The organism is Amycolatopsis japonica (assembly GCF_000732925.1).
In the GTDB taxonomy this organism is placed as follows: domain Bacteria; phylum Actinomycetota; class Actinomycetes; order Mycobacteriales; family Pseudonocardiaceae; genus Amycolatopsis; species Amycolatopsis japonica.
In genome coordinates this window covers 5,392,435-5,405,173 of record NZ_CP008953.1, presented here as the reverse complement: position 1 = coordinate 5,405,173, position 12,739 = coordinate 5,392,435, and the positions used below count along the sequence as shown (strand labels likewise).

Below are 12,739 nucleotides of genomic sequence, written 5' to 3'. Positions count from 1 at the left end.
CGCGCCACTCGTAAGAATGAGCCATCGCTCCTGCTAGTGTCGGGGAGATTTCCTCGCTACGCAGGAAGTCGACGTCCTTTAAGGACCCGTCCAGAGAGGCGGGGAAGGAGGTCCGCCTTGTCGTCACGCCCGCGTGGCGCGGCGGAACCGGCGGGAGAGCGCGAGCTGCTCTCGTCCGGCGATGTCGCGCGCACGATCGCCCGAATGGCCCACCAGGTCATCGAGAAGACCGCTCTCGGTGCCGGTGGCTCGACTCCGCCCGTGTTGCTGGGCATCCCCACCAGGGGAACGCCGCTCGCTCTGCGGCTCGCGGACAAGATCGCCGAGTTCTCCGGCATCCGTCCGCCGACCGGCGCGCTGGACATCACGCTCTACCGTGATGATCTCCGCCGTCGCCCGCCCCGCGCGCTCGAACATTCGCAGCTGCCGCCGACCGGTATCGACGACGCGGTGGTGATCCTGGTCGACGACGTGCTGTTCTCCGGCCGCACCATCCGCGCCGCCCTCGACGCCCTGCGCGACCACGGCCGCCCGCGCGCGGTCCAGCTGGCCGTGCTGGTCGACCGCGGTCACCGCGAACTGCCGATCCGCGCCGACTACGTGGGCAAGAACGTGCCCACCTCGCGCGCCGAGGGGATCGAGGTCCTGCTGTCCGAAGTGGACGGACGGGACACGGTTCTGCTTCGCGCGCAACCAGAAGGAGATCGATCGTGAAGCACCTGCTCGCCACCGACGGGCTCGACCCGGCGTTCGCGACAGCCGTGCTGGACACCGCCGAAGAGCTCAAGCACACCTTGCTGGGCCGCGAGGTCCGCAAACTGCCGACGTTGCGCGGCCGCACCGTCATCACGCTGTTCTACGAGAACTCCACCCGCACCCGCGTCTCGTTCGAGATCGCGGGGAAGTGGATGAGCGCCGACGTGATCAACGTCTCCGCGTCCAGTTCCTCGGTCAACAAGGGCGAATCGCTGCGGGACACCGCGCTGACGCTGGCCGCGGCCGGTGCCGACTGCGTGATCATCCGGCACCCCGCCTCCGGTGCGGCGCAGCGGCTTTCGGGCTGGCTCGCCGAAGCGGGGACGGCGGTCGTCAACGCCGGGGACGGCACCCACGAACACCCGACGCAGGCGCTGCTCGACGCGGCCACGTTGCGGGAGCGCCTCGGTTCGTTCGAGGGCCGCCGCATCGGGATCGTCGGCGACGTCCTGCACAGCCGGGTCGCGCGGTCGAACATCCACCTGCTGTCGGCGCTGGGCGCGGAGGTGGTGCTCGTCGCGCCGCCGACGCTGCTGCCCGCCGGCGTGGAGAGCCTGCCGGTCACGGTGTCGCACGAACTCGACGCCGAACTGCCCGCGCTCGACGCGGTCATGATGCTGCGGGTCCAGGCCGAACGCATGCACGGGGGCTTTTTCCCGAGCGCGCGCGAGTACTCGATCGCCTACGGCCTCAACGAACGGCGGATGAAGCTCCTGCCCGAGCACGCCGTCGTCCTGCACCCCGGCCCGATGCTGCGCGGGATGGAGATCGCCTCGGCGGTCGCCGACTCCCCGGCCTCGGCCATCACCGAACAGGTCCGCAACGGCGTCCACGTGCGCATGGCGGTCCTCTACCACCTGCTCGCCAGCGAAGGAGCCGCCGCGTGACCACCGTCCTGATCAAGGGCGCCCGCCCCTACGGCGAGGGCGATCCGGTCGACGTGCTCGTCGAGGACGGGGTCATCACCGACATCGGTTCCCTCGACGTTCCTGACGACGCCGAAGTGATCGAAGCGGGCGGCCAGGTGCTGCTCCCCGGTTTCGTCGACCTGCACACCCACCTGCGCGAACCCGGCCGTGAGGACACCGAGACCATCGCCACCGGTTCGGCCGCGGCCGCGCTCGGCGGCTACACCGCGGTGTTCGCCATGGCCAACACCGATCCGGTGGCCGACAACGCGGTGATCGTCGACCACGTGTGGCGGCGCGGCCAGGAGGCCGGGCTGGTCGACGTGCACCCGGTCGGCGCGGTCACCGTGGGTCTCAAGGGCGAGAAACTCGCCGAACTGGGCACCATGGCGAAGTCCGAGGCCCGGGTGAAGGTCTTCTCCGACGACGGCCTCTGCGTCGCGGACCCGCTGCTCATGCGCCGCGCGCTGGAGTACTCGACGGCGCTCGGCGTGGTCATCGCCCAGCACGCCGAGGAACCGCGGCTGACCGTCGGCGCGCAGGCGCACGAAGGCGAGCAGGCCGCGCGCCTGGGCTACACCGGCTGGCCCGCCTCGGCCGAGGAGTCGATCGTCGCCCGCGACTGCCTGCTCGCCGAGCACGCGAACGCGCGGCTGCACGTCTGCCACGTCTCGACCTCGGGCACCGCGGACATCCTGAAGTGGGCCAAGGACCGCGGTACCAAGGTCTCGGCCGAGGTCACCCCGCACCATCTGCTGCTGACCGACGAGCGACTCGCCACCTACGACCCGGTCAACAAGGTCAACCCGCCGCTGCGCACGGAATCCGACGCCGAGAAGCTGCGCGCCGCATTGGCCGAGGGCGTCATCGACTGCGTCGCGACCGACCACGCGCCGCACGCGGTCCAGGACAAGGACTGCGAGTGGAGTTCGGCCCGCCCCGGCATGCTCGGGCTGCAGACCGCGCTGTCGATCGTGGTCGAGACCATGGTCCGCACCGGCCTGCTGGACTGGCGGGGCGTCGCCAGGGTGATGAGCGAGCGGCCCGCCGAGATCGGGAACCTGACCGACCACGGCCGCCCGATCGAGGTCGGCGAACCCGCCAACCTGACGCTGGTGGACCCGGACGCCGAGTGGACCGTGCGAGGCGCCGAGTTCGCGAGTATCGCGGCCAACACCCCGTACGAAGGAATGCGGCTCCCCGGCGTGGTGACGGCGACGTTGCTGCGCGGGCGGATCACCGCGCGGGAAGGGAAGATCGCGCAATGAGTGACCGGATCCTGCTGACCCTGGCGGTCTTCGCCTTCTTCCTCTTCTGCGTGTTCCTGATGTGGCGCGGCTGGCGGCGGAAGTCCCGGGCGCAGAGCGTCCAGGTCCCGCCGTTCGCCGAGATCCCCGCCGAACCCGGCGAGGTGTCGCTCGAATCGACCGGCCTCTACGTCAGCACGACCACCGCCGGGCACTGGCAGGACCGCGTCGTCACGCGCGGCGCCGGTCTGCGCACCGGCGCGGTCTGGCGCCTGCACGAAGACGGGATCGCCATCGAACGCGGCGGTGCCCCGGACTTCTGGATCCCGCGCGCCTCGGTCACCGGCGTCCGCAAGGACAAGGGGATGGCCGGGAAGGTGATGGGCATCGACGCCCTGCTCGTCATCACCTGGCTGGCCGGCGACGTCGAGCTGGACACCGGCTTCCGCGGCGACGACGTCGACGACTATCCACAGTGGATCGAAGCTTTGCAAGACATTCCCAACGACATCAAGGGAGGTGCCTGATGAGCACCGCGAACGGCATTAGGACCCCCGCGGCACTGGTCCTCGAAGACGGCAGGGTGTTCCGCGGTTCCGCGTACGGCGCCCGCGGCCGCAGCCTGGGTGAGGCGGTGTTCTGCACCGGGATGACCGGCTACCAGGAGACGCTGACCGACCCCTCCTACCACCGGCAGATCGTGGTCCAGACCGCGCCGCAGATCGGCAACACCGGCTGGAACGACGAGGACGACGAGTCCTCGCGCATCTGGGTCTCCGGCTACGTCGTCCGCGACCCCGCGCGCACCCCGTCCAACTGGCGCTCGAAGCGCACTCTGGACGAGGAACTGGAACGCCAGGGCGTCGTCGGGATCTCCGAAGTGGACACCCGCACGCTGACCCGGCACCTGCGCGAGCAGGGCGCCATGCGGTCCGGCGTCTTTTCGGGCGACGCGCTGGGCTCCGACGAGGAGATGCTCGCGCAGGTGCAGGCGAGCCCGCAGATGAAGGGTGCCGACCTCGCCGGTGAGGTCACCACCAAGCAGGCGTACGTCGTCGAAGCGCAGGGCGAGCGTAAGTTCCGCGTGGCCGCGCTGGACCTGGGCATCAAGTCCAACACCCCGCGCCTGATGGCCGCGCGCGGCATCGAGGTGCACGTGCTGCCCTCGTCGTCCACTGTGGACGATCTGCTCGCGGTCGAGGCGGACGGCGTGTTCCTGTCCAACGGTCCCGGCGACCCGGCGACCACCGCGCACGCCACCGAGCTGACGAAATCGGTGCTGCAGCGGGAGATCCCGCTGTTCGGCATCTGCTTCGGCAACCAGATCCTCGGCCGTGCGCTGGGGCTGGGCACGTACAAGATGCGCTACGGCCACCGCGGGATCAACATCCCGGTGATCGACGTGGCCACCAAACGGGTCGCGATCACCGCGCAGAACCATGGTTTCGCCCTCGAAGGCGAGCCGGGCCAGCGGTTCGAGACGCCGTTCGGCGCCGCGCAGATCTCGCACTACTGCCCGAACGACGACACCGTCGAAGGTGTCCGCGCGTTCGACGTCCCCGCGTTCTCGGTGCAGTACCACCCCGAGGCCGCCGCCGGCCCGCACGACGCGGCCCCCCTGTTCGATGAGTTCGTGAGCTTGATGGAGAAGGCCAAGTAATGCCGAAGAGGACAGACATCCAGCACGTGCTGGTGATCGGCTCCGGGCCGATCGTGATCGGCCAGGCGGCGGAGTTCGACTACTCCGGCACCCAGGCCTGCCGCGTACTCCGCGAAGAGGGACTGCGCGTCTCGCTGGTGAACTCGAACCCGGCGACCATCATGACCGACCCCGAGTTCGCCGACTCGACCTACATCGAGCCGGTCACCCCGGAATTCGTCGAGAAGGTCATCGCCGAGGAGCGCCCCGACGCGATCCTCGCGACCCTCGGCGGGCAGACGGCGCTGAACTGCGCCGTCGCCCTGCACGACCGGGGTGTCCTGGAGAAGTACGGCGTCGAGCTGATCGGCGCCGACGTCGATGCCATCCAGCGCGGCGAGGACCGGCAGAAGTTCAAGGACATCGTCCGCACGATCGGCGCCGAGGTGCCGCGTTCGCGGGTCTGCCACGACATGGACGAGGTCCGCGCGACCGTCGCCGAGGTCGGCCTCCCGGTGGTCATCCGGCCGTCGTTCACCATGGGCGGGCTCGGCTCGGGCATGGCGCACACCGACGAGGAGCTGGAGCGGCTCGCCTCCACCGGCCTCGACGAGTCGCCGGTCACCGAGGTGCTCATCGAGGAGAGCGTCCTCGGCTGGAAGGAGTTCGAACTCGAGCTCATGCGCGACCGGCACGACAACGTGGTGGTCGTCTGCTCGATCGAGAACATCGACGCGATGGGCGTGCACACCGGCGACTCGGTCACCGTGGCGCCCGCGATGACCCTGACCGACCGCGAGTACCAGCACATGCGTGACGTCGGCATCGCGGTGCTGCGCGAGGTCGGCGTCGACACCGGCGGCTGCAACATCCAGTTCGCGATCAACCCCGAGGACGGCCGCATGGTCGTCATCGAGATGAACCCGCGCGTGTCCCGCTCCAGCGCGCTGGCGTCGAAGGCGACCGGGTTCCCGATCGCCAAGATCGCCGCGAAACTGGCCATCGGCTACACGCTCGACGAGATCCGCAACGACATCACCGGCGAGACCCCGGCGGCCTTCGAGCCGACGCTGGACTACGTCGTGGTGAAGGTGCCGCGGTTCGCCTTCGAGAAGTTCCCGGGCGCCGACCCGACGCTGACCACGACGATGAAGAGCGTCGGCGAGGCGATGTCGTTCGGCCGCAGCTTCCCCGAGGCGCTCGGCAAGGCGCTGCGGTCCATCGACACCAAGGCCACCGGCTTCTGGACCCGCCCCGACCCCGAGGGCGCGACGCTGGAATCCGTGCTGGAGGCACTGCGCACCCCGCACGACGGGCGTCTCTACGAGGTGGAGCGCGCGCTGCGGTTCGGCGCCACCGTCCAGCAGGTGCACGAGGCATCGGGCATCGACCCTTGGTTCATCGACCAGATCGCCCTCATCGGCGAGGTCGGCGCCGAGGTCCGCGACGCCCAGGTGCTCGACGAGCCGCTGCTGCGCCGCGCCAAGCGGATCGGCCTCTCCGACCGCCAGATCGCCTCGCTGCGGCCGGAACTGGCCGGGGAGGACGGCGTCCGCGCGCTGCGCCGCCGTCTCGGGGTGCGGCCGGTGTACAAGACCGTCGACACCTGCGCGGCCGAGTTCGCGGCCAAGACGCCGTACCACTACTCGGCCTACGAGACCGACCCCGCGGCGCAGTCGGAGATCACCGCGCAGACCGAGAAGCCGAAGGTGCTGATCCTCGGCTCCGGGCCGAACCGCATCGGGCAGGGCATCGAGTTCGACTACTCGTGCGTGCACGCCGCGATCGCCTTGCGCGAGGCCGGTTTCGAGGCCGTCATGGTCAACTGCAACCCCGAGACCGTCTCCACCGACTACGACACCTCGGACCGGCTCTACTTCGAGCCGCTGTCGTTCGAGGACGTCCTCGAGGTCGTCAACGCCGAGCAGGAGTCGGGCACCGTCGCCGGCGTCATCGTGCAGCTGGGCGGCCAGACGCCGCTCTCGCTCGCGAAGCGTCTCGCCGACGCCGGTGTGCCGGTGATCGGCACCTCCCCGGACGCGATCCACCTCGCCGAGGACCGCGGCGCGTTCGGCGAGGTCCTCACCGACGCCGGGCTGCCCGCGCCGAAGTACGGCACGGCGACCTCGTTCGAGGGCGCGAAGCGGATCGCCGACCAGATCGGCTACCCGGTCCTCGTGCGGCCGTCCTACGTGCTCGGCGGGCGCGGCATGGAGATCGTCTACGACGAGGAGTCCCTCGCCGGCTACATCCACCGCGCCACCGAGGTCACCCCGGAACACCCGGTGCTGGTGGACCGGTTCCTCGACGACGCCATCGAGATCGACGTCGACGCGCTGTTCGACGGCGACGAGCTCTTCCTCGGCGGCGTCATGGAGCACATCGAGGAGGCCGGGATCCACTCCGGCGACTCCTCGTGCGCGCTGCCGCCGATCACGCTGGGCCGGACCGACATCGAGACGGTGCGCCGTTCGACCGAGGCCATCGCACGCGGCGTCGGCGTCCGCGGGCTTCTGAACGTCCAGTACGCGCTCAAGGACGACGTCCTGTACGTCCTGGAGGCCAACCCGCGCGCGTCGCGGACGGTGCCGTTCGTGTCGAAGGCGACCGCGGTGCCGCTGGCGAAGGCCGCGGCGCTGATCATGACCGGCTCGTCGATCAAGGATCTGCGCGAGTCCGGCGTCCTCCCGGCCGAGGGTGACGGCGGCCACATGCCCGCCGATTCGCCGGTCGCGGTCAAGGAGGCGGTCCTGCCGTTCCACCGCTTCCGCACCCCCGAGGGCCACGGCGTCGACTCGCTGCTCGGCCCGGAGATGAAGTCCACCGGCGAGGTCATGGGCGTGGACGTCTCCTTCGGCAAGGCGTTCGCCAAGTCGCAGGCCGGTGCCTACGGTTCGCTGCCGACTTCCGGCAAGGTGTTCGTCTCCGTCGCCAACCGCGACAAGCGTTCGCTGGTCTTCCCGGTGAAGCGGCTGGCGGATCTCGGGTTCGAGATCCTCGCCACCTCGGGTACCGCGGAAGTGTTGCGGCGCAACGGGATCGGCTGCACCGTCGTGCGCAAGCACTACGAAGGTTCGGCCGAGGGGGAGCAGAACGTCGTCGACGTCATCCTCAGCGGCGAGGTACAGATGGTGATCAACACCCCGTACGGCAACAGCGGTCCGCGTATCGACGGCTACGAGATCCGCACCGCCGCGGTGTCGCGTGATATCCCCTGCATCACCACGGTGCAGGGCGCGGCGGCGGCCGTGCACGGGATAGAGGCCGTCATCAAGGGCGACATCGGCGTGCGGTCGCTGCAGAGCCTGCAGGCGGCGCTGAAGGCCAAGGCATGAGCGAGCGGTTCGGGGCGAGGCTGGCGCGGGCGGTCGCGGAAAAGGGGCCGCTGTGCGCCGGTATCGACCCCCATCCCGGGTTGCTCGAAGCGTGGGGTCTCCCGGCGGACGCGGGCGGACTGGAGAAGTTCGCCCTCACGGCCGCTGAGACGCTCGCGCCCGAGGTCGCGGTGATCAAGCCCCAGTCGGCCTTTTTCGAGGCCTACGGGCCTCCTGGGGTCGCCGTTCTGGCCAAGACGATGAAGGTGTGCCGGGAAGCGGGTGCGCTCGTCCTGCTGGACGTCAAACGCGGCGACATCGGTTCGACGATGGCGGCGTACACGGCGGCGTTCCTGCCCGGCGGCGCGGAACTCGAGGCGGACGCCATCACGGTGTCGCCGTACCTCGGTTTCGGTTCGCTGGCGCCCGCGCTGGAGGTCGCGCAGGCGCAGGGCAAGGGCCTGTTCGTCCTCGCGCGCACCTCCAACCCGGAGGCGCAGGGATTGCAGAACGCCTTGCTTCCCAACGGAAAGACCGTCGCGCAGGACATCGTCGACACGGCGGCCGGGTACAACGCGGGCGTCGGCCCCCTGGGGGACATCGGTGTCGTCGTCGGCGCCACCATCGCGCCGGGACAGCTCGATCTGAGCGGGTTGAACGGTCCCGTCCTGGCACCCGGTTTCGGGGCCCAGGGGGCCACTCCGGCCGATCTGCGGGCCCTTTTCGGCCCGGGACTGCCGGGTGTGCTCCCGGCGTCGTCCCGCGACGTCCTCAGGCACGGGCCGGACCCCGAAGCGTTGCGTGCGGCCGTTCGGCGGACCCGGGATTCCCTCGGTCCCCTGGAAAAAGGCCAATAGCAGGCCCGGGAATCCGTCATGACCGGCCACCCCCGCATTGTGGGCCGAGGTAACGGGTGGGTACCGTCGCCACACCCACCCAGATTTGAGAACTACCGGAGGAAAACGTGGCACTTCCCCAGCTGACAGAGGAACAGCGCGCTGCGGCGCTGGAGAAGGCCGCCGCCGCCCGCCGCATCCGTGCTGAGCTGAAGGAGCGGCTGAAGCGGGGCGGTACCACTCTGGTCGACGTGTTGAAGCAGGCCGAGGAGAACGAAGTCCTCGGCAAGATGAAGGTCTCGGCTCTGCTCGAGGCTCTTCCGGGCGTCGGCAAGGTCCGTGCCCAGCAGACCATGGAACGACTGGAGATCGCACCCAGCCGTCGTCTTCGCGGCCTCGGCGACCGGCAGCGCAAGGCGCTGCTGGCCGAATTCAGCGGCGAGTGAGCGGCACCGGTCAGGACCACCCGGTGAACCCGGGCGCTGACCGCGGCGGTGAGCCGGTGGCGGGAGTCGAATCCCGGCACCGGCTCACGGTCGTCTCAGGGCCTTCGGGGGTCGGGAAGTCGAGCGTGGCGGGGGAGCTGCGCAAGCTGGATCCGAAGATCTATTTCAGCGTCTCGGTGACCACCAGGAAGCCGAGGCCGGGTGAGGTGGACGGCGAGCACTACCACTTCATCGACCGGGCCGAGTTCGACCGCATGGTCGCCGAGGGCGAACTGCTCGAACACGCCGAGTTCGCGGGCAACTGCTACGGCACTCCGCGCGGGCCCGTGGAGCGGGTGCTGGCCGAGGGCCGCAACGCGATCCTGGAGATCGAACTCCAGGGCGCGCGGCAGGTCCGCAAGGCGATGCCGGAAGCCCGGCTGGTGATGCTGATGCCGCCGTCATGGGACGAACTGGTCGGCAGGCTGACCGGCCGCGGCACCGAGAACGAGGCCGCCGTGAAGGCCAGGCTGGCCGAGGCGGAACGCGAACTCGCCGCCGCCGGGGAGTTCGACGAGCGCGTCGTCAACGCCGACGTGCGAGAGGCCGCCGAGCAGTTGCTAAACTTGATAACCGGCGACAAGTAAACCGAAGATTCGGAGCACCACGAGTGACGACTCAGGCCACGCTGCACGAAGAGCTCGAAGGCATCACCAACCCGCCCATCGACGACCTCCTCGAGAAGGTCAGCTCGAAGTACGCGCTGGTGATCTACTCGGCCAAGCGCGCTCGCCAGATCAACGACTACTACGCCCAGCTGGGCGAGGGTCTCCTGGAGTACGTCGGCCCGCTGGTCGAGCCGGGCCCGCGCGAGAAGCCGCTGTCCATCGCCCTGCGCGAGATCCACGGCGGTCTGCTCGAGCACACCGAGGGTGAGTAAACCCAAGGTCGTTCTGGGCGTGGGTGGCGGGATCGCCGCCTACAAGGCCTGTGAGGTCCTGCGCGGGCTGACCGAATCCGGTCACGACGTCCGCGTGGTCCCCACCGAAGCCGCGCTGAACTTCGTCGGCGCGGCCACCTTCGAGGCACTTTCCGGGAACCCGGTGCACACCGGCGTGTTCACCGAAGTGCCCGAGGTCCAGCACGTCCGCGTCGGCAAGGAAGCCGACCTGGTGATCGTCGTCCCCGCTACGGCGAACCTGCTCGCCAAGGCCGCGCACGGCATCGCGGACGATCTGCTGACGAACACCCTGCTCACCGCCCGGTGCCCGGTCGCCTTCTTCCCGGCGATGCACACCGAGATGTGGGAGCACCCGGCCACCCGCGACAACGTGGCGCTGCTGCGGTCGCGTGGCCTGGGCGTCGCCGAACCCGCCGCCGGCAGGCTGACCGGCAAGGACACCGGCAAGGGACGGCTCGCCGACCCGGCCGAGATCGTCGACCTCGCCCGGCTCCTGCTCGCCGTGCCGAAGGCCCTCACGCGTGACCTCGAAGGCGTGCGCGTGGCCATTTCGGCGGGCGGCACCCGTGAGCCGCTGGACCCGGTCCGGTATCTGGGCAACCGTTCGTCGGGCAAGCAGGGTTACGCGCTGGCCCGCGTCGCCGCCCAGCGTGGCGCCGAGGTCACCCTGGTCACCGCGCACACCGTCGCGCTGCCGGAGCCCGCGGGCGCGAAGGTCGTCCACGTGTCGACCGCCGAGGAGATGCGCCGGGCCATGCACGCCGAGGCCGCCTCCGCCGACGTCCTCGTGATGGCCGCCGCCGTCGCCGACTTCCGGCCTTCGAACCGGGCCGATCACAAGATCAAGAAGTCCGACGACGCGCCGGATCCCGTCGTCGAACTCGCGCGCAACGCGGACATCCTGGCCGAACTGGTGCGGAATCGGACCCCTGGCCAGGTGGTCGTCGGGTTCGCCGCCGAAACAGGGGACGATAAGGGTGGCGTCCTCGACCACGCCAGGGTCAAACTCAAGCGCAAGGGCGCGGATCTGCTGGTGGTGAACGCCGTCGGTGAAGGGAAGGCCTTCGGCACCGAGGACAACTCGGGCTGGCTGCTCGGGGCCGACGGCACCGAAATCCCGATCCCGCTCGGCGCCAAGGCCGAACTCGCGTCCACATTGTGGGATGCTGTTGTGACCTTGATGAAGCGTTGAGAGCCCCCAAAGCGATAGTCAGTAGGCTTGAGTTCAAGCTGAGGGGTGCCTAACTTTCTAGGCATCAGACGTCTAGGTGAGGGAGTGACGGGCACCGTGACCGCGTCCACGAGCAGACTGTTCACATCGGAATCGGTGACTGAAGGTCATCCCGACAAAATTTGCGATGCCATCAGCGACTCGATCCTGGACGGCCTGCTGGCCAAGGACCCGCGCAGCCGGGTGGCGGTCGAAACCCTCATCACCACTGGGCAGGTGCACGTCGCCGGCGAGGTGACCACCGAGGCCTACGCGGACATCCCGACCATCGTCCGCGACGTGATCCTGAAGATCGGCTACGACTCTTCGGCCAAGGGCTTCGACGGCAACTCCTGCGGCGTCAACGTCGCGATCGGCTCCCAGTCGCCGGACATCGCGCAGGGTGTCGACACCGCGTACGAGTCCCGCGTGGAATCCGACGAGGACGAGATCAACCGCCAGGGCGCCGGCGACCAGGGCCTGATGTTCGGCTACGCCTGCTCGGACACCCCCGAGCTGATGCCGCTGCCGATCGCGCTGGCGCACCGGCTCTCGCAGCGGCTGACCCGGGTCCGCAAGGAAGGCGTGCTGCCGTACCTGCGCCCGGACGGCAAGACCCAGGTCACCATCGAGTACGCCGGCGACCAGCCGGTGCGGCTCGACACGGTGGTCGTGTCCACCCAGCACGCGGACGGCATCGACCTGGAGCAGATGCTCGGCGTCGACGTCCGTGAGCACGTGGTCGCCCCGGAGATCGCCGAGCTCGGGCTCGACACCTCCGACGTGCGGCTGCTGGTCAACCCGACCGGCCGCTTCGTCATCGGCGGCCCGATGGGTGACGCGGGCCTGACCGGCCGCAAGATCATCGTCGACACCTACGGCGGCATGGCCCGTCACGGTGGCGGCGCGTTCTCGGGCAAGGACCCCTCCAAGGTGGACCGCTCGGCCGCGTACGCGATGCGCTGGGTGGCGAAGAACGTCGTCGCGGCCGGGCTCGCTTCCCGCGCCGAGGTCCAGGTCGCGTACGCGATCGGCAAGGCGGCCCCGGTGGGCCTCTTCGTCGAGACCTTCGGCACCGAGACGGTCGACCCGTCGAAGATCCAGGCCGCCATCACGGAGGTCTTCGACCTGCGTCCGGCCGCGATCATCCGCGACCTCGACCTGCTTCGCCCGATCTACGCGCCGACGGCCGCGTACGGCCACTTCGGCCGTCCCGAGCTGGCGCTCCCGTGGGAGAACACGGCGCGGGCCGCGGACCTGAAGTCGGCCGCGGGCGCCTGATCCGTCGTTGCATTCCGTTCCGTGAAGGCCTCCTTGCCTACCTTGAGGGTAGGGAAGGAGGCCTTCACGGCGTTTGGGGTCGGAGCCTGGTTGCGCGTGTGTCGTCCATCCAGTCACGCGTGTCGTCCGCCGGATCACGCGTGTCGTCCGTTCGATCACGCG

12 protein-coding genes are annotated in these 12,739 nt (G+C 69.7%); all 12 read left to right on the top strand.

Going from position 1 to position 12,739, the window contains the following annotated elements:
- Positions 1-117 precede the first annotated feature (117 nt).
- A complete protein-coding gene (pyrR, locus tag AJAP_RS24800) occupies positions 118-714 on the top strand; it encodes a bifunctional pyr operon transcriptional regulator/uracil phosphoribosyltransferase PyrR (protein WP_016333099.1) in 597 nt (198 codons plus the stop codon).
- Entirely contained in the window at positions 711-1,643 is a 933-nt protein-coding gene (locus AJAP_RS24795) for an aspartate carbamoyltransferase catalytic subunit (RefSeq protein WP_038515595.1), read from the top strand. Before pyrR ends, AJAP_RS24795 begins: the two co-directional genes overlap by 4 nt.
- On the top strand, positions 1,640-2,932 hold the full coding sequence (locus AJAP_RS24790; RefSeq protein WP_038515594.1) for a dihydroorotase: 1,293 nt from the start codon (positions 1,640-1,642) through the stop codon (positions 2,930-2,932). The genes AJAP_RS24795 and AJAP_RS24790 overlap by 4 nt, the downstream gene beginning before the upstream one ends.
- The gene (locus tag AJAP_RS24785; protein WP_038515593.1) at positions 2,929-3,438 is read left to right on the top strand and encodes a PH-like domain-containing protein; all 510 of its coding nucleotides are present in this window, start codon (positions 2,929-2,931) and stop codon (positions 3,436-3,438) included. Before AJAP_RS24790 ends, AJAP_RS24785 begins: the two co-directional genes overlap by 4 nt.
- A complete protein-coding gene (gene carA, locus AJAP_RS24780) occupies positions 3,438-4,571 on the top strand; it encodes a glutamine-hydrolyzing carbamoyl-phosphate synthase small subunit (RefSeq protein ID WP_038515591.1) in 1,134 nt (377 codons plus the stop codon). Before AJAP_RS24785 ends, carA begins: the two co-directional genes overlap by 1 nt.
- A complete protein-coding gene (gene carB / locus AJAP_RS24775; RefSeq protein WP_038515589.1) occupies positions 4,571-7,885 on the top strand; it encodes a carbamoyl-phosphate synthase large subunit in 3,315 nt (1,104 codons plus the stop codon). The genes carA and carB overlap by 1 nt, the downstream gene beginning before the upstream one ends.
- Positions 7,882-8,721, top strand: coding sequence for an orotidine-5'-phosphate decarboxylase (gene pyrF / locus AJAP_RS24770; RefSeq protein WP_038515588.1), 840 nt, complete (start codon positions 7,882-7,884; stop codon positions 8,719-8,721). Before carB ends, pyrF begins: the two co-directional genes overlap by 4 nt.
- Before the next feature lie 107 nt (positions 8,722-8,828).
- Complete coding sequence (mihF, locus tag AJAP_RS24765) at positions 8,829-9,146, top strand: integration host factor, actinobacterial type (RefSeq protein WP_003096398.1); 318 nt, start codon at positions 8,829-8,831, stop codon at positions 9,144-9,146.
- Positions 9,143-9,772 carry a guanylate kinase gene (gmk, locus tag AJAP_RS24760; protein WP_084098332.1) on the top strand — a complete coding sequence of 210 codons (630 nt, stop codon included), beginning with the start codon at positions 9,143-9,145 and terminating at the stop codon, positions 9,770-9,772. Before mihF ends, gmk begins: the two co-directional genes overlap by 4 nt.
- A 23-nt stretch (positions 9,773-9,795) precedes the next feature.
- Entirely contained in the window at positions 9,796-10,065 is a 270-nt protein-coding gene (gene rpoZ / locus AJAP_RS24755) for a DNA-directed RNA polymerase subunit omega (RefSeq protein WP_005152353.1), read from the top strand.
- The gene (coaBC, locus tag AJAP_RS24750) at positions 10,058-11,278 is read left to right on the top strand and encodes a bifunctional phosphopantothenoylcysteine decarboxylase/phosphopantothenate--cysteine ligase CoaBC (protein WP_084098330.1); all 1,221 of its coding nucleotides are present in this window, start codon (positions 10,058-10,060) and stop codon (positions 11,276-11,278) included. The genes rpoZ and coaBC overlap by 8 nt, the downstream gene beginning before the upstream one ends.
- 96 nt (positions 11,279-11,374) lie before the next feature.
- The gene (gene metK / locus AJAP_RS24745) at positions 11,375-12,577 is read left to right on the top strand and encodes a methionine adenosyltransferase (protein WP_038523818.1); all 1,203 of its coding nucleotides are present in this window, start codon (positions 11,375-11,377) and stop codon (positions 12,575-12,577) included.
- The last annotated feature ends 162 nt before the right edge of the window (positions 12,578-12,739 follow it).